This window comes from Flavobacterium aquidurense, from assembly GCF_001404985.1.
In the GTDB taxonomy this organism is placed as follows: domain Bacteria; phylum Bacteroidota; class Bacteroidia; order Flavobacteriales; family Flavobacteriaceae; genus Flavobacterium; species Flavobacterium aquidurense_B.
On the sequence record NZ_JRLF01000007.1, the window covers coordinates 1 to 18,748 of the forward strand.

The window sequence follows — 18,748 nt, forward strand, 5'->3', positions numbered from 1 at the left end:
TGAACTGCCCCCAAAAAGTTAGACACTATTTGGGGGCATTTTTATGGAAAGAAAAGTCAAGTACAATTGTGAATTTAAACTTCGTTGTGTAGAAGAAGTTATAAAAAGACATAACTCGGTTAAAGGCACAGCTAGAGCAAACAACATAGCCGAAAGCAACCTTACATGCTGGATTAGCCGCTATAATGAATTTGGAATTGAAGGTCTTTTACCAAGGCAAAAAAATAAAGTTTATACTGCAGACTTTAAATTAAAAGTGATACAAACCATTGAAAATAAGTCTTTATCTTTGGATGAAGCCTGCTTGATTTTCAAAATTCCAGCGCAGTCAACCATAATAAGCTGGCAAAGAAAATATGCAAAAGATGATTTGGCAGGTTTAGAACTTAAATCACGTGGTAGACCAGCAGTTATGAATTTTAAGAGAAAGCAACGAAAAACAGACAAACCTTTAACCAGGGAAGAGGAACTCTTAAAGGAGTTAGAGTACCTGCGCGCTGAGAACGAAATTCTAAAAAAGTTCAACGCCTTAGTTCAAGCCGAGCAAGCCAATCAAAACAAAAAGCTCAAACCATAATAGAATTAAGGCATAAGTATGATTTAGATCTTTTACTAAATTGTATGAACATGGTTAGAAGTACGTATTATTACTATGAAAAGAAAGGTCAGGTAATCGATAAATATCAAGAGATAAAAGATTTAATTAAACAGATTTACAATTATCATAAGGGTAGATTAGGATACAGACGTATTACTCTATTACTCAAAAAAGAGGGGATTTTAATTAATCACAAAACAGTACTTCGATTGATGAAATTTTTAGGATTAAAAAGTTTAATCAGAATCAAGAAGTACAGATCGTATAAAGGAGAGCACGGAAAGATAGCTCCTAACCTGCTACAGCGCAATTTTAAGGCCGATATACCTAACCAGAAATGGGCAACCGATGTGACTGAATTTAATATTTCTGGCAATAAATTGTATCTATCGTCGATAATCGATCTGTTTAATGGAGAGATAATTAGCTATGAATTATCGCAAAGACCAGTGTTTAGTCAAGTTTTAAATATGCTTGAAAAAGCATTTAAAAAAATACCCGATAACACTAATCTGACTCTGCATTCTGACCAAGGATGGCAGTATCAAATGGCACAATATCAGTATTTATTAAAGAAAAAAGGAATTATGCAGAGCATGTCCAGAAAAGGTAATTGTCTTGATAATGCGATAATTGAAAACTTCTTTGGAATATTAAAATCAGAGTTGTTTTATCTTAAAAAATACACTTCCATTAATCAATTGAAACAAGAGATTATTGAGTATATAAATTATTATAATAATGACAGAATTAAACTTAATCTAAAAGGAATGAGCCCGATACAATATCGAGCTCATTATTATAAAACTTAATTATTAATTTGTCTAAACTTTTGGGTGCAGTCTAAAATCGAGTCAGCCCTTTTTTTGCTGCTCCAGCGGAGCGATATAATTAAACGGATCTTTTTATCGTTTGTCTTCCTTAGAATAATTAGAAATTCCGTTTATATCAATCGAATTTCCTAAAAAGCGCGGTTCTCTATTTCTTAAAACATCAAAAAAGGATTTAAAAATAGAACCATATTCTCTAAAGGTAACATATTTATATCCTGGATATTCTCCTTCATTTGCAGAATAACCAACACATTTTATCCCAAGTTTTTGGCCAATATAAATGGCGCGGTTTAAATGATATTCCTGAGATACTAAAGTCGCTTTTTTTATTTTGAAAATATATTTTGCGCGATACATTGTCGAGTAAGTATCAAATCCGGCATAATCAATAAATATTTTGGTTGTGTCAACGCCGTTTCTAAAACAGTAATTTTTCATTACCGTTAATTCATCATAGGCTTGCTGGCCATTATCACCAGAAAGTAAAATTTTATTTATTCGGTTTGATTTGTATAATTGAATTCCCGCGTCAAGTCGATCTTTTAAATATTTGCCCGGCTGATCTCCGCTGATTCCAGCTCCAAAAATAATTCCGACATCATTCTTTGGGAATTTTTTCATTGAATAATAAATGTTCTTTTTAGTCGAAGACTTCACGTAATAATTTACAGAAAGAATAGCAGCCAATCCAAGGATAAAAAGTAAAAGGAAGATTTTAAAATATTTTTTCAAAATGATTATAAGATTATGATTTAAAAGTAGTGAAGATAAATAACATTTGTTTACGGTCAAAATCAAATTAAAAAACCGAAGTATTGCTACTTCGGTTTAATCTAAATATGATATACTAAAGATCTATAAAAGCCCTGCTCTTTTTAATAAAGCTTCGGGTTTTGGTTCCTGACCTCTAAAACGTTTGTATAAAATCATAGGATGTTCAGTTCCTCCTTTAGAAAGTACATTGTCTTTGAATTTTGCTGCAATCTCAGCATTGAAAATACCGTTTTCCTGAAAATATTCAAAAGCATCTGCATCCAGAACCTCAGCCCATTTGTAACTGTAATACCCGGAAGAATATCCACCTTGAAAAATATGTGAGAAAGCAGTACTCATTGCATTTTCTTTTACATCAGGATACAATTGTGTGTTGGCAAACTGTTCCGTTTCAAAAGCTTTTAAATCTGTAATAGAAGTTGGATCTTGTCCGTGCCACGCCATATCTAATAATCCAAAACTCAACTGACGTAAAGTCGCTAAACCTTCCTGAAAACTTGCACTTTCTTTGATTTTCTGTACATATTCAATCGGAATAATTTCTCCTGTCTCATAGTGATTTGCAAACAAAGCCAAAGCTTCCGGTTCGTAACACCAGTTTTCCATAATCTGGCTTGGTAATTCTACAAAATCCCAAAATACAGAAGTTCCCGATAAGCTTGGGTATGTTGTATTGGCCAACATGCCGTGTAAACCATGACCAAATTCGTGAAATAAAGTTGTTACTTCATTAAATGTCAATAACGACGGTTTTGTTTCTGTTGGTTTTGTAAAATTACAAACGTTCGAAATATGTGGTCTTTCATTTACGCCGTCTTTTTTAGATTGATGTTTGAATGAAGTCATCCATGCACCATTTCGTTTTCCTTTTCTTGGGAAGAAATCCGCATAGAAAATCGAAACCAAATTATTATCAGCATCAGTTACTTCATAAGTTGTAACTTCTTCATGGTATTTATCGATATCAAAAACTTCGGTAAATGTTAATCCGTATAATTTTTTGGCAACTGTAAAAGCGCCATTCAATACTTTTTCTAACTGAAAATAAGGTTTTAGTTTTTCATCATCTAAATTAAAAAGCTGTTGTTTTAATTTTTCAGAATAATAAGCACCATCCCATTTTTCTAATTGTTCGATTCCGTCCAGTTCTTTGGCAAAAGCCGTCAATTCGGCAAATTCTTTTTGAGCAGCAGGTTTTGCTTTGGCTAATAAATCATTCAGGAAAGAGAAAACTTTCTCCGGACTTTCGGCCATTCTTTCTTCCAGAACAAAATGTGCATGAGTTTTATATCCTAATAAATTGGCTCTTTCGAAACGTAATTTGGCAATTTCCAAGACATTTTCCTGATTGTCGAATTCGTTATTCTGAAATGCTTTTGCGCCAAAGGCAATCGCCATTTTTTTACGCAATTCACGATTATCCGCATAAGTCAAAAACGGAATATAACTTGGATGATCTAAAGTAAAAATCCAACCTTCTTTTTCCTGGCTTTTAGCCAATAATCTTGCCGCTTCGATAGTTCCTTCCGGTAATCCGGCTAAATCCTTTTCATCAGTCAAATGCAATTCGAAAGCATTTGTTTCTGCCAGAACATTTTCGCCAAATTGTAAACTCAGTTTTGATAATTCTTTATCAATTTCTCTAAGTTTATCTTTTTTATCTTCTGGTAGATTCGCACCATTTCTAGAGAAACTTTTGTATTTTTTATCTAAAAGAGTTGTTTGTTCTGCATTTAGGTTTAATGTCTCTTTTTGATTGTAAACCGTTTTTATTTTAGCAAATAAAGCAGCGTTTAATGTAATGTCATTTCCAAATTCTGATAATAAAGGAGAAACTTCCTGAGCAATTTTTTGCATTTCGTCACTGGTCTCTGCTGAATTCAAATTGAAGAAAACACTGGAAAGACGGTCTAAAATGTCACCGGTAAAATCCATCGCCACAACTGTGTTTTCAAAAGTTGGTGCTTCAGGATTGTTTACGATTGCATCGATTTCGGCTTTAGCCAAAGCAATTCCTTCCTGAAAAGCCGGAAGATAATCTTCAATCTTAATTTGCGAAAAAGGAGCTGTGTTGTGTTTGGTTGTGAATTTTGAAAGTAGAACGTTCATTATAATGTAATTATTTTTTATTAATTGAAGTCAAATTTTTGAATTCCAAAGATAGCAATTTATAAAAATCTAATCCTCTAAACCAAACCGATTCTCAGCATAAAATCCTCTTAAATTGTGTTATAGATATGTTATTTATTTCGGTAAGGGTTTTAAAAATCGTAAATTGAAAAAATTCGATTAGAATACAAAATACTAATCAGAAATTGTAAAAACAGAAAAATGATGAATTATCAAGTTGTAATAAAGAATATCGATACGGTTAATGAAGTAGAAGGATATTGGTCTGATGAAGATTTTGTTCAGTTATTAGAAAAATTCAATTATCCGGATGGGGCAACAGCTGATAAAGCGAGTTTACCGGAATTGTTAGAAATGGCAATCTCTGATTATGAACCTAATGAAGCTGCCGAAATAGTTTTGGGATATAAATTTAGTGATCGATTAACTGATGGGCAAATTGAGCAAATATCTCATAACATGTTAATTGATAAAGTTTGTGAAGAATATCCAGAAATAGACATGCAAGGAACTTTATTTCACATCAATCAATTACTTTTTAAAGCATATAATGGAAAGTTTCCTAACGCGAAAGCATCGATTGTTCATTTTGCAATGACTCCAACAGATGGTGATGCACAAAAGTTAACAGCTGAAAACGTGTTGAAATTATTGAATAGTGGTTTGTCTGATAGAAATCTTATCAAAAGATTGTTCGAAAATCAAATATCACAAAATATTCCATTTCCAGAAGCAGAAGCTATTGTTTGGGAATTGACAACAGAAGATAATGTAAATTATAATCTCGTTACTTCAGAAAACTGGATAAATAAAGAGGATATAATTGAATATGAATTTGAATCTGTTCTCGAGGATATCGAAGAAGAAGCATAATTTTAATTTTCAGTTTTCAGTCGCAGTTTCAATCATAGTGTATACTGAAAACTGCGACTGAAAACTGAAAACTATTTCAATCCTTCAGCCGCTTTATTAACTGCTGCTTTTAGTTCTTCTTTATAAGCAATAATAGTATGAAGAACTTTTTTATCATGACTCCCGATGATTTGTGCTGCTAAAATACCGGCATTTTTTGCTCCGTTTAGCGCCACAGTTGCAACAGGAACTCCGCCCGGCATTTGAAGAATCGATAAAACAGAATCCCAACCATCAATAGAATTACTAGATTTTACCGGAACTCCAATTACTGGAAGTGGCGACATTGATGCAACCATTCCTGGTAAATGTGCAGCTCCTCCGGCTCCGGCAATAATTACCGTAATACCACGAGTATGTGCATTTTTACTAAAGTCGAATAATTTTTCTGGTGTTCTGTGTGCCGAAACGATATCTACTTCAGTTTCAATATTAAATTGTTTTAGTATGTCGATGGCGTCCTGCATGACTGGCATGTCAGAGATACTTCCCATTATGATGGCTACTTTGCTCATTTGTTTTTATGTTTGTTTTGTTGTTTAAAGTTTCAGGTTTTTTTTGAGACTGAAAACTGTGAATGCTACTGAAAACTATATACTAATTACTCTAATAGTATTCTTAACTTCCTCAGCAATTCTTCTTGCTTCAACCATATCTTCATTTACGATGGTTACGTGTCCCATTTTTCTGAAAGGACGTGTTTCTTTTTTACCGTATATGTGTGGTGTAACACCATCCCATCCTAAAATAGTTTCGATGTTTTCGTAAACGACATCTCCGGAGAAACCTTCGGCACCAACTAAATTTACCATAACTCCGGCAACTTTACTATCAGTGTTTCCTAACGGCAGATCCAGAATCGCGCGTAAATGATTTTCGAATTGTGATGTATAACTTGCTTCGATAGAATAATGACCTGAATTGTGCGGGCGCGGAGCTACTTCGTTTACCAAAATTTCATCTTCGTTGGTTTGAAACATTTCAACTGCCAAAAGACCAACATGGTTGAATTTTTCAGAAACATTAAGTGCAATTGCTCTTGCTTTTTCTGCCACTTTTTCATCTATTCTGGCAGGGCAAATTACATATTCTACCTGATTGGCTTCCGGATGAAATTCCATTTCTACAACCGGATATGTTTTAATTTCTCCGGATGGATTTCTTACTACGATAACCGCCAATTCATTTTTAAACGGAACCATCGTTTCAGCAATACATTCTACGTTTGGTAAATCATCCATATCAGAAATCTGACGAATGATTTTTACACCATTTCCATCATAACCAAACTCAGTACATTTCCATACAAATGGAATTGTGATTTCGCTGTTTCCAACTGATTTTTGTAAATGTTCCGGGCTTTCAAATCGTAAATAGGCTGCAGTTGGAATCTTACTTTCAGTATAAAAATCTTTTTGAACTCCTTTATTCTGAATTCCTTTTAAAGTTTTAGGAGAAGGATACACTTTTACGCCTTCGTTTTCTAATTGGGTTAAAGCTTCAAGATTGACCAATTCAATTTCGAAAGTCAGAACATCGACTTGTTTTCCAAAATTGTAAACCGTTTCGTAATCCATCAAATCACCCTGAAAGAATTTGTTACAGGCAATTTTACTTGGAGCTTCGTCGCTGGGATCTAAAACATAAGTTTGTATGTCAAATTTTCGAGTGTCAGACAAAAGCATTTTACCTAATTGTCCGCCACCTAATATTCCTAATTTAAAATCAGAAGAAAAATAATTCATTTGTAGTTGTGTTTTTGCAAAGATACTTTATAAAATAGAAATGCCAATTTATTGTGTATTGAATTGCAATTTTTTCATATTAATAGTACTAAAAAAAAGATTGTTTCAAAATGTTAATTTTTTTTAAAATAACTCGTTTGAAAACGTTGTTTTGTTTGAGTGAATTCCGTACGTTTGACCCTATTTTTAACCGCTGTAGATTTACTAAATTACATGACCACAAACGATTGGGCAAAACATATTCAAAAGTATCTTTTTCTCTTAAAAGATGATTTTTTCGAATTACCATACTTGTCTAATTCTCCTCAGGTGATGTTGGACAGTCTTATAAAATTGCCTGTAATTAAGCATAATGCCATAAAGCAATTAATCTCATCTGATAATGCTTTCTGGAAAGGAAAAATGCGTTATCGAAAAATCGAAGAAGGTTTCTGGATCTTAGAGACAAATATTGCACTGAAAGAGAATGTCCTTGCAAAAGCTACCTATACAAAAGATCATCTAAAAGACTATTATATATTATCGTTTTCTGTTTTTGAATATAAATTTCCTTTTAAGGATTCTCAAGATATTATCCTGCTGAGTACTTGCTGGACTTTTTATAAACCGGAAACTGAAGTTGCCACTTATTTTTATAAAGGAACTGAGGGTAAATTTTTTAACATTGCCATAAATAAGGAATGGGTAGACCAAAATATTAAATCCGGAAAATTCTGTAAAAAAGGAGTGCTTGAAAGCTTTTTTAATACTCAAAAAGGATTTTATACCTGGCTCGATCTAGCTCCAAAAGCTCATTTGTTATCAAAAAAAATATCAAAAATCTTAGAAGCTGAAGATAAAATACATTTAAGCACACCAGAATTACGTAAGTGCTGTATGAAGTTAATAACGGAATTTTTTAATAATTCTTTTGAAGACACTCGTATTGCAGATAATATTTCGCTGAGCAATTTAGATTATTATAATGTGGCAAAGGCAGAGAAAATGATTTTACACAATTTACAATCGTCTTTTTTAGGAATAGATAAAATTGCGTCAGAGGTTAATACATCCCCAACAAAACTAAAAGCGAATTTTAAAATTGTATTTGGATTTTCGATGCTGCAATACCACAAAGAAAAAAATATGCTTCTTGCAAAACAATTACTTCAAAAATCCGAAATCGAAATTCAGATAATTGCAGCGATAACAGGTTATGAAAGCGCGAGTAAATTTGCGGCAGCATTTAAGAAAAGATTTAGCGAATTACCTTCGGTTTTTAGAGAAAATTAAGATTTGAGCAGAATGATATGAACGTAGGAAAGTGGGTTAAATTCATAAAAGAGAATATAAACTTTTACAGAGATGGTTTTTTTGAGCTGCCTTATTTGTCAAATTCCCCTGAGGTTATTGTAAAAAGTATTGTCAATTCGCCATCGGTTAAACATGTTGTAGAAGAACAGGCAGTTTATAGAAACAATCCTTTTTCTAAAGGGGTGATGCGGTATCGGGAAATCGAAGAAGGTTTCTGGATTATTGCCACGAGTATTACTTTTAAGAAAAATGTGATGCTAAAAGCAATTTATGATGAAGATTTTCCTATTGATTATTATACACTTACATTTTCGGTTTTTGAAAGTGAAGTAAAACTACAAAATACATTTGCTGATAAAACTCCTTTTTCGAGCAAATATTGGGGATTTAAAAGACCCGGAACAGAGGTTGGTGCTTATTTTTATAAAGGCTCTGTTTGCGAATTTTATTTGTATGGATTTAGTAAGGAATGGGCAGAACGCAATTTTTCTTTTCAGACACTTCCTGAAGACAATCAAATTAAGAAATTCCTGAATTCAGATAAGGGATTTATTACGTATCAGGATATTGTACCAAACGCAGCAGAATTATCTAAAGAAATTTTGATTAATTTAGAAAAGAACAATCACGATTTGTTGAGTAAAGCAATTCTAAAGACACAAACATTTCAACTTATTTCTACTTTTTTTAAAAATGCTTTCTTAGATCAGCGAATTGGAAATTATGCTCTATCAGAAACTCCGGATTACAGAAAGATTGCAAAAGCCGAAAAATTACTATTAGATACTATTACAGAACCTTTTTTAGGGGTAGAATATATTGCTGAAAAAGTAAATATGTCTGCAACAAAACTCAAGCTTACGTTTAAATCTGTTCATGGTGTTTCGATGATGCAATATCATAAAGAAAAGAAATTGCTTCTTGCGATGCAGATGATTCAGAATACCGATATGCAGATGAAAAATATTGCTTTGGCAACTGGTTATAAGAGTTCCAGCAAGTTTACGGCAAACTTTAAAAAACGTTTTGGAAAAATGCCTTCAGAAATACGCTTTTAAGCGCTGTAAAATTCTTTCTTTTTCTCATTTCTGATTCTGGATTTTTATTTTTTTTGTGATTTTTTTAACATTAAAAAAATAAATTTTAAAATTTTAATTAATTGTTATTCAGTTGTTTATCTTCTTTGTATTTCCCTTTTGTTTTGGCTTGATTTTGCGCGAGACAGAGTTGGTCGTTTCGGGCTATTGATGTGTCCGAATGGGCTATTCGACGATTTTATTTCAATATATTTTTGCTGGTAAATAAATCTAAACAAACCAGTATGAAATTAAAACTACTCTATTTAGCGGGTATCCTATTTCTTTTAAGCAATATGATATACGCTCAAAATCCCCCTGTTGCGATAGCAAAAAACATTACTGCAAAGCTTGACGCTGCAGGAAATGTGACTGTTTTGGCTTCAGCCCTGGATAATGGTTCTACAGATAATGTAGGAATCAATAATTATATGTTAACAACCTCTACCGTTGGGATTTCTTGCGGTACAGTAAATGAAAATCAAAATTTAAATCTTACTGCACCGGCAGGTTACATATTTTCTGCAATAAATTTTGCGAGTTATGGTACACCATTTGGTAGCTGTGGTAATTTTCAATTGGGTTTTTGTGATTCACCCTACAGTAAAAGTATAGTGTCAAATGTGCTGCTTAATCAGAACTCGGGAACTATTCTTGCTGATAATGGAACATTTTATTTCGATCCATGTCCTAATACACCAAAGTTGCTGTATGTTGAAGCATTTTATCAACCTTCAACAGCCGTAATTCAATCTTCAATAAGTTATACTTGTGAAGATATAGGAGATCATACCGTAAACTTAATCGTTACGGATACAGATGGAAATAAAAGTTATGCAACTGCAATTATTACTGTTGTAGATGATCTTGCTCCTGTAATAACATGTGTCAATAATATTGAAGTTAATAACGATCCTGCAATTTGTGGCGCTATAGTAACTTTCACAAAGCCTGTAGTTACTGATAATTGTACAAGTTCTGTACCAATAGGCTTAACATTTACAAATGCGGGTGCAACAGGAAGATTTGGTCCAACTCAGACGCAATGTGATGCTGCGTATGGGGCTGGAGTTGTTGTTGTAAATACTCAGGGCTTTCAGGAATGGACAGTTCCTAAAACCGGAAAGTACAATATTCAGGCTTTAGGAGCTTCTGGTGGAAATGCAGCTAATTTTATAGGAGGAAATGGTGCCAGTATAAGTGGAGAAGTTGATTTGACAGCAGGAGATATTATTAAAATTGTTGTAGGACAACAAGGTCAAGCCACAACTGATAATCAAGGAGCTGGTGGTGGTGGTGGATCATTTGTTACTACCCTTAGTAATAATCCTATCATTGTTGCCGGTGGTGGTGGTGGTAATGGTCTACAAGACAGTGCTTCTAAGCAAGCTTCTGTAACGACAACAGGTAATAATGGGAATTATGGAGGATATGGAGGAACCGCTCTAAACGGTGGTAATATTGGTCCAGGTAATAGTATTGCAGCCGGTGGTGGTGGTGGTTTTAATACGAATGGTTCAGATGGTCTTGCGAGATCAAGTAAAGGTGGTTTTTCATTTTTAAACGGAGCTGTTGGAGGTGTAAATGAATCAGCTACAACCGGCGGCGGTTTCGGCGGCGGCGGCGGCGGTGCTAATAACTGCGGTTATGGCGGCGGTGGCGGCGGTTACGCTGGTGGAGGTCCTGCTGGATATAATGGTAATTGCGGTGGAAATGGTGGTGGTGCCGGATCTTTTAATTCTGGTGCAAATCAAATTAATGTTGGAGGCCAGAATTCAGGAATGGGTAAAGTAATTATTACTTTAGTAGAACCTCCAATTGCACTTTCTCAAACTGATGTAACAGGCTTAACTTCAGGATCTGTATTTCCGGTAGGAAAAACAACTTTAACATACACTGCAACAGATAAAAATGGTAATTCAAGTTCATGTTCTTTTGATATTACTGTAAAAGATAATGAGAAACCTGTAATTACTGCTGCTGCTGATCAAACGCAGGCTGTAGATGCAGGACTTTGTTCTGCTATAGTTACTGTTACAGCACCAACAGCTACAGACAATTGTGCAGTTGTGAGTTTAATAAATGATTTTAACGGAACAGCAGATGCTTCAGGAACTTATCCTGTAGGAGTGACAAATATTATTTGGACAGCAAAAGATGCTGCTGATAATTTTGCTACATATACTCAAAAAATTACTATTAGTGATACTGAGTTGCCAACTGTTGTAACTAAAAATTTTACAGCTCAACTTGATGCATTAGGAGTTGCAACAATTCAGGTTTCTGATATTGATGATAATTCATCTGATAATTGCGGAATTGATACAAGAACATTAGATGTATCTTCATTTACTTGTTTAAATCTTGGAGCAAATACCGTTAATTTAGAAGTTACAGATATTCATGGTAATGTTTCATCAGCTACAGCTACTGTAACTGTCGAAGATAAAATGGCGCCAATTGTTGTGGTAAAAAATATCACAGTTCAGCTTGATGCAGCAGGAAATGCTACAATCCAGGCTTCTGATATTGATGATAACTCATCTGATAATTGCGGAATCGCTACAAGAGAATTAAATATAACTTCATTTACATGTGCTAATATTGGACAAAATACAGTTCAGTTAAAAGTTACAGACAATAGCGGAAATTTTGATACTAAAGATGCTATTGTAACTGTTGAAGATATAATTGCTCCAACTGTTGCAGCAAAAAATATTACTGTTCAGCTTAATGCTACAGGTATCGTAACAATTCAGGCTTCTGAAGTTAATGATAATTCAACTGATAATTGTGGAATTACTACATGGACTGTTTCACCAGATACATTTTCATGTGCGAACATAGGTGACAATACAGTTACTCTTACGGCTACAGATGCATCTGGAAATTCTTCTTCTGCAACTGCAATCGTAAAAATTGAAAACAAAATTTTACCAAACGTATTGACAAAAAACATCACGATTGGTCTTAATGCATCTGGAAATGCTTCGATTGTTCCTGCTGATGTTAATAACGGATCAACGTTTTCTTGCGGAACTCCAACTTTAGTAGTTTCTCCTAATGCATTTACATGTGCAAATATTGGTGCAAACCTTGTTACATTGACGGCTACAGATGCATACGGAAACGTGTCGTCTAAAACGGCAACTGTAACTATTCAGGATAAAATTGCTGCAACTGTAATTACTAAAGATTTAACAGTTCAGCTTGATACTACAGGAAATGCGGCAATAACAGCTGCTCAAATCGATAATGGAAGTTTTGACCTTTGCGGAATTGCTTCAATTACGGTTAGTCCAAATACTTTTAGCTGTAATAATGTTGGAGAAAATATAGTAACACTTACTGTTAAGGATGTAAACGGAAACATTTCTACAGAGATTGCAATTGTAACGGTTAAAGAGAGTGTTCTTCCAGTTGCAAAAACTCAGGATCTTACAGTTGAACTTGATGCATCCGGAAATGTTGCAATAACAGCCAATCAAATTAATAACGGAAGCTCAGATAATTGTGGTATTGCTGCAATAACTCTTGACAAGCTTTCTTTTAATTGTACAAATGTTGGTGTAAATACAGTTACGTTAACGGTAAAAGACAAAGCTGGAAATATAGCAACTGCTACTGCAAAAGTGACTGTTGTAAATAAATTTGGAGATAATGATAATGACGGAATCCCGGATAATTGTGATAATGATGATGACAATGACGGAATTTCAGATACATCAGACAATTGCCCAATTACAGCTAATCCTTATCAGGAAGATCGCAACCATAACGGTATAGGTGATGCTTGTGATAAAGATCAAATGAATATTTCTGAAGCTTTTACTCCAAACGGAGATGGTATTAATGATACCTGGATTATTTCTAACATTGAAAATTATCCTAACTCACTAATACGTGTTTTCAATCGTTGGGGAACAGAAGTATTCGTTGCCAGAAATTACCAAAATGATTGGGATGGACATTACAAAGGAAATTCCAGCTCTTTACCTGAGTCTAGCTCATATTACTATCAAATCGATTTAGATGGTAACGGTTCTATAGACAAGCAAGGTTGGATCTACATTAACAGGTAATTGTAAAAAAATAAAATTTTAGAAATGAAAATAATCAAAAATATATTGGCGGGAGCATTACTACTTTTTAGTAGTATGCTTTTTGCCCAACAAGAAAGTCTTCTGACAACATATCGTTATCATATGAATATTGTGAATCCGGCCTATGCAGGTGTTAACGGAGAAACTGTTTTAGTGAGTACAATTCGTCAGCAATGGACAGGGATTAAAGATGCACCTCAAACGCAGGCTGTTTCTTTTGGAACATCAGTAGGAAGTAATCTTGGAGTAGGTCTTTCTATGGTTTATGATAAAACCTTTATCGAAAAACAAACCCAATTAGGAATTGATTTCTCTTATAAACTTCAGGTAGGTGCTCTTACTGATTTGTATTTAGGAGTAAAAGCCGGAGGTAATTTCTACAATGTTAATACTTCAGGGCTTGAAACTTACTCGCCTCAGTCAGATCCTGCTTTGGTTACCATCAATCAGTTTAATCCAAATGTAGGTGTTGGAGCTTTATTAAAAAATGACAAATTTTTCGTATCCCTTTCTGTCCCAAGAATGTTAAATACTGAACGTGCAAAAAATAAAGACGGTTATACTTCTGTAGCTACAGACAGAGCTCACGTTTATTTAAGCAGTGGTTATGATTATGATTTTGAAACAGCAACAGCTTTAGTTTTAAAACCTTCATTCATGATGCGTTATGTAAATGGTGCACCACTTTCTGTAGATATTAATTTAATGCTTCAAATAGAGAAATTCCTGGAAGTAGGAGGAAGCTATAGAATTAATAATGCTTATGCGGCAATAGCGGGTTTAACTATCAGCGAGCGCTTAATGCTAGGTTATGCTTACGAAACCGGAATTGGCAGTGCAATTGCAAGTGCTAAAAACTCAAATGAATTTTTTCTTCGCTTTAAGTTTTAATAAATCCCCAATTATATAAAATTATTCAGCGAGGATTTAGTTTTATTTTTATTTTGAGTAGTAAAAAAGAGGACATCTATTATAGATGTCCTCTTTTGATTTTATACAAACAGATAAAAAATTTAAAATTAGATTTTATCCTATTTTCTTCAAAACTTCTTTAGCAACGGCTTTGTAAGCAGCAGAATGATCTGCATAATCTTTGTTTAATATAATCTGCAATTCAGGATGAATCCAGTCGTAATGATTTCCCAGAACATACAAAGTTCGTATTGAATATGCTTTTGTAGCAACTTTTACATCATTGATCAGCCAGTCAAAAGAAGCCTCAATACAATCCTGCAGATTTTCTTCGGAAAGTAAAATGCTGTTTTCATTTTTCTTGTAATGTGATTTTACTAAAAGCTGAACCACTTTAGCAATTGGTCTAATCGAACTTTCATCTTTTAAAACTTTCAGATTAGAACAAAAGAAATCAAGATGAGGCTGCAGCCAGAGTAATTCTTCGTAAGAGACAAATTCCAGAATCCAACATGCTTTATGATTGTTTTTGTTTGATGGAGAAAAACAAATAGAAATTAATTCATTAAATAAATACTGGTTTTCTAAAACGTTTTGCGCCGCCATAAGTCGGTTTTCCCGGTAAGCATTTACGTAGTCGAGTTTTGTTTGTAATTCAGACGACATCTTTTTAGGTTTAGTGCACATCTAAAATAAGTAATTTAATGAAATACTTCCATAATAATTTACAGGAAGTCCGGGATAATAATATCGTGGACTTGTGTTGCCAACCGCAACGGCATTGGGTAAAATCATAGAAGCATATTTTTCATCAGTTACGTTATTAATACCAAAAGCCAGATTCGTATTTAAATTCGGCAGAATTTCTAATCGATATCCTGTTTTTAAATTAATAATATGATATGAATCTGAATAAGCAGAATTAGTATCATTTAAGGGGATTTTATCTGTAAACTGAAAATCAGCAGAAAAATAAATACCCAAAGAAGTATTTAAAATTATTCCCGCATTTACTTTATTCGCCGCAACTCCGGTTAACTTATTTCCGGAATAATCCTTTCCGCTGTCGACAAATTTTTTAAACTCATATTTGCCTAAAGAAGCGGCAACAAAAGAATTTAAAGTAAAAAAACGGTTGATTGACCAATTGTGTTTTGCAGAAAATTCGATTCCTTCATGAAAAGTTTTGCCTGCATTTATACCTTCATATTGATCATCGCCAATTCTTTTGGCTACCAATAAATCTTTTATTTCCATTCGATAAACAGCAAATTCCGTATATAAATTTTTGTTGAAAAAGTAGAATTTTCCACCAGCCTCAAAATTATAACCGCTTTCAGGTTTTATATCCGGATTGATATTTCCGGAACTTGTAAGTGTTTCTTCGGTAGCAGGTAATGAAAAACCGCGACTTGCTGAGAAATATAATGTTCTTTCCTGATTAGCTTTAAACAGGAAAGATAATTGTGGAGAAAAAATCCCATTATAACGGTACTTTTCAGTTGTCGTTTTGGCTGGAAGAAAGTTCGTTAACTCAAAATGCGTTTCATTATAATTTAATCCTGCCTGAATTTCGAACTGATCAGAAAGTAAAGTCCTTATTTGTGAAAAAATATTATAGAAATGCCTTTTCTGATCGGTTTCAGTAAGTTGATTTCCTTGTAAACTTCCTTGACCATTATTGGTTTTGTAAAGATTTTCAAAAGTGTTTCCGTTATAATTATCGGTAAAATATTCGATTCCGGCAATAAATTGATTTTCTGTTTTTCCTGTTTTAAATTTTCCTGAAAATTGCGTTCTTCCGCCAGTTCCAAAAGTATATTGACGTAAAACGTCAAAAGGTCTTGGCTCATTACTGTCCTTATAATTGACAAAAACAGATGTTGAATTATTCAGATTTTCATTGATCTTAAAATCATAAGCCAATCCAGCAAGAGTCGATTTGTATTCCTTAAATCCTTTTGAAGCTACCCAGGTTGGAGCTCCCGATTTTGGATTACTATTAAATACTTCCTTACTTATAGAACTCGGAATGTAAGCTTTTAAATAGGTGTAATTCGAAAAATAAGTAAGCTTGCTATTTTCTTTTTTGAATAATTCTCCTGCCACGGTAACGCCTTCACGTTTGTACGAACTGTTTTCTCGCCATCCATCGGTTTTTAGATTATGGTAACTGATATTAAGACTTGAACTTTTCTCATTCAGACTATAATTCAAACTATTTTTAAGTAATCCAAACGAACCAAAAACACTACTAACGCTCGCATTTTCTCCATTTGTTTTTGAAAGTTGAGGTGAAATTAAGATCGCCCCACCAAGACCTGCACCATAAATGCTCGAAAGAGGCCCCTTGATCACTTCGATCTGGCCAATATTTTCTAAATCAATATCATCAATAACCGTTTCACTGTTTCCTGAAGTTAACGGAATACTGCCATAAAATGCCCTGATTTTATTGGTGCCATAAGGAGATCTTGCACCAATACCCCGAATTGAAATTCGGGTAGTTGTAAAATTGGAAGATTGCATAAAAACTCCCGGAATTGTATTAATTACAGTGGTAATATCTGTAGCATTATTTTGCAGAAGATCTTTTTTTGATAAAACGCCAATAGAAGCGGGTGTATTTTGCAATCTATTATTAACATGAAGCGAACTTATATATACTTCATCTAATTTTTGAGTTTTTACAGAATCGATAGTTTTACTTTCCTTTTCTTGCGCTTTACTATTTTGAAAAACGCAAAACACAAAAAAGAGAAAACAATATTTTTTTAAAATCATAAAAGAGTTTGTTGAGCATAAAAAAATGAACCGAAAGGAGCGCAAAGTTTTTTTAATCTGTAGTTAATTTACTCGCAAAGTCGCGAAGGCGCAAAGTTTTATTTTCTTTGCGACTCTGCGACTTTGCGAGATTTTAAAAAAAAACTTTGCGTTCTTTGTGGTAAAATTATGTGTTTTGAATTCTCATTAAAATTGGAATTTAAAAGAATTGGAATTTACTTATTTGCCGTTACCTTCCAAATTGTATTTCCACTATCATCATTAACCAAAAGTGATCCGTCTGGCGTAACTGTTACGGCAACTGGTCGTCCATAAACTTCAGCTTTATCAGCATTGGAAATAAAACCGGTTAAAAAATCTTCTGGTTTTCCTGAAGGTTTTCCGTTTGCAAAAGGAACGAAGACTACTTTATAGCCTGATATTTTAGCACGATTCCAGGAACCGTGTTGGCCTACGAAAATTCCATTTTTGTATTTTGCAGGAAAAGCATCTTTAGTGTAAAAAGCCAATCCAAGAGAAGCTGTGTGTGCTCCAACCGGAACATCAGGAACAATGGCTTTTGATACTAAATCCTTGCGTTCGCCCTTCATTCTTGGGTCAGCAATATTTCCGTAGTAAGAGTAAGGCCAACCATAGAAACCGTCTCTTTTTACACTCGTTACATAATCAGGAACAAGATCATCTCCTAATTCATCACGTTCGTTAACTGCGGTCCAAAGCTCTTTGTTTGCAGGATTCCAGTCCATTCCAACAGGGTTTCTAAGTCCGGCTGCATAAATTTTTTCGCCTGTTCCGTCAGGATTAATTTCAAGAATGTCAGCACGACGGACTTCTTTGTCCATTCCGTTTTCACCAACATTACTTCCTGAACCCACTGAAACGTAAATTTTTGTTCCTTCAGGATTTGCAATTATATTTCTTGTCCAGTGATTGTTATATCCACCGGCAGGAAGTTCAAGGATTTTGGTTCCTTGTGTTTCTAATTTCAGCGGATTGTTTTTATAAGGATATCGATATAATCCATCAGTATTAGCGATATAGAAAAAGTCTTTTAACACCAACATTCCAAAAGGTTTGTTCAGGTCCTTTATAAAAACTTCCCTTGTTTCAAACTTTCCATCTTTGTCTTTGTCACGCAAAACGGTAATTTGATTTTTACTGGTTCTTGTACCGCTTTCTACCACAAAAATATCATTGTTTGGTGCAATATACGTCCAACGCGGATTCTGGAAACCATCTGCAAATTTTGTAACGGTGAAACCTTCAGGCGCAATTGGTGTTTTTCCTTCAGGCCAGCCAATAACTTTACTATTGTTGGTTTTAGATTCTGTTGCATAAGGAGGAGGTAATGTCAGATCGCCAATTGCTGTTTTTACAACCGAGTTGGGTTGTTTTGCCAGAGCTTCTTTTTCTTCTTTTTTTACCTGCCCGTTACAAGCCGTTAATATTGCTAATAATGATATTGAAAGTATTTGTGCCTTAGTCTTCATTTGTATTCGGGGTTAATGGTTTATAGTACAACAATTTAGTAAAATTAAAAATAGTTGCAAGAAAAGATTTGTAAATATTAAGTGATATTTAACATTCT

Annotated in this window: 13 protein-coding genes; 6 read left to right on the forward strand and 7 right to left on the reverse strand. The window is 34.0% G+C overall.

The window, feature by feature from the left end:
- Positions 1-43: 43 nt before the first annotated feature.
- Positions 44-1,410 (forward strand): IS3 family transposase gene (locus RC62_RS23240; protein WP_410501010.1). Its coding sequence is split into 2 segments (ribosomal slippage): positions 44-512 and positions 512-1,410, totalling 1,368 coding nucleotides; the frame shifts between segments, so codons are not numbered across the junction.
- A gap of 93 nt (positions 1,411-1,503) precedes the next feature.
- Here RC62_RS23240 and RC62_RS04285 read toward each other — a convergent pair.
- Both RC62_RS04285 and RC62_RS04290 read right to left on the reverse strand, forming a co-directional pair.
- Positions 1,504-2,052 (reverse strand): vancomycin high temperature exclusion protein, encoded by a 549-nt coding sequence (locus tag RC62_RS04285; RefSeq protein WP_245176782.1) that lies wholly within the window; start codon positions 2,050-2,052, stop codon positions 1,504-1,506.
- 234 nt (positions 2,053-2,286) lie between these two features.
- Positions 2,287-4,314, reverse strand: coding sequence for a M3 family metallopeptidase (locus tag RC62_RS04290; protein WP_055092995.1), 2,028 nt, complete (start codon positions 4,312-4,314; stop codon positions 2,287-2,289).
- 222 nt (positions 4,315-4,536) lie between these two features.
- On the opposite strand from RC62_RS04290, the gene RC62_RS04295 reads away from it, so the two are divergent.
- Entirely contained in the window at positions 4,537-5,208 is a 672-nt protein-coding gene (locus tag RC62_RS04295) for a hypothetical protein (protein ID WP_245176783.1), read from the forward strand.
- Positions 5,209-5,279: 71 nt separating this feature from the next.
- On the opposite strand, the gene purE is transcribed toward RC62_RS04295, so the two are convergent.
- Both purE and RC62_RS04305 read right to left on the reverse strand, forming a co-directional pair.
- Entirely contained in the window at positions 5,280-5,762 is a 483-nt protein-coding gene (gene purE, locus RC62_RS04300) for a 5-(carboxyamino)imidazole ribonucleotide mutase (RefSeq protein WP_055092999.1), read from the reverse strand.
- Between the two features lie 75 nt (positions 5,763-5,837).
- Entirely contained in the window at positions 5,838-6,992 is a 1,155-nt protein-coding gene (locus RC62_RS04305; RefSeq protein WP_055093001.1) for a 5-(carboxyamino)imidazole ribonucleotide synthase, read from the reverse strand.
- Positions 6,993-7,205: 213 nt separating this feature from the next.
- Here RC62_RS04305 and RC62_RS04310 point away from each other — a divergent pair, with 213 nt between their 5' ends.
- From RC62_RS04310 to RC62_RS04325, 4 genes are all read left to right on the forward strand, one after another.
- Entirely contained in the window at positions 7,206-8,264 is a 1,059-nt protein-coding gene (locus tag RC62_RS04310; protein WP_055093003.1) for a helix-turn-helix domain-containing protein, read from the forward strand.
- Between the two features lie 17 nt (positions 8,265-8,281).
- Positions 8,282-9,343, forward strand: coding sequence for a helix-turn-helix domain-containing protein (locus RC62_RS04315; protein ID WP_055093005.1), 1,062 nt, complete (start codon positions 8,282-8,284; stop codon positions 9,341-9,343).
- Between the two features lie 263 nt (positions 9,344-9,606).
- On the forward strand, positions 9,607-13,443 hold the full coding sequence (locus RC62_RS04320; protein WP_055093007.1) for an HYR domain-containing protein: 3,837 nt from the start codon (positions 9,607-9,609) through the stop codon (positions 13,441-13,443).
- Positions 13,444-13,467: 24 nt separating this feature from the next.
- Positions 13,468-14,355, forward strand: coding sequence for a type IX secretion system membrane protein PorP/SprF (locus RC62_RS04325; protein WP_082421222.1), 888 nt, complete (start codon positions 13,468-13,470; stop codon positions 14,353-14,355).
- A 135-nt stretch (positions 14,356-14,490) separates the two neighbouring features.
- On the opposite strand, the gene RC62_RS04330 is transcribed toward RC62_RS04325, so the two are convergent.
- The 3 genes from RC62_RS04330 to RC62_RS04340 all read right to left on the reverse strand — a co-directional run bounded on the left by RC62_RS04330 (position 14,491) and on the right by RC62_RS04340 (position 18,650).
- The gene (locus RC62_RS04330) at positions 14,491-15,042 is read right to left on the reverse strand and encodes a hypothetical protein (RefSeq protein WP_055093011.1); all 552 of its coding nucleotides are present in this window, start codon (positions 15,040-15,042) and stop codon (positions 14,491-14,493) included.
- Positions 15,043-15,063: 21 nt separating this feature from the next.
- Positions 15,064-17,160 (reverse strand): TonB-dependent receptor, encoded by a 2,097-nt coding sequence (locus tag RC62_RS04335; RefSeq protein ID WP_055093013.1) that lies wholly within the window; start codon positions 17,158-17,160, stop codon positions 15,064-15,066.
- A gap of 215 nt (positions 17,161-17,375) precedes the next feature.
- On the reverse strand, positions 17,376-18,650 hold the full coding sequence (locus RC62_RS04340; protein WP_055093016.1) for a PQQ-dependent sugar dehydrogenase: 1,275 nt from the start codon (positions 18,648-18,650) through the stop codon (positions 17,376-17,378).
- Between the last annotated feature and the right edge of the window lie 98 nt (positions 18,651-18,748).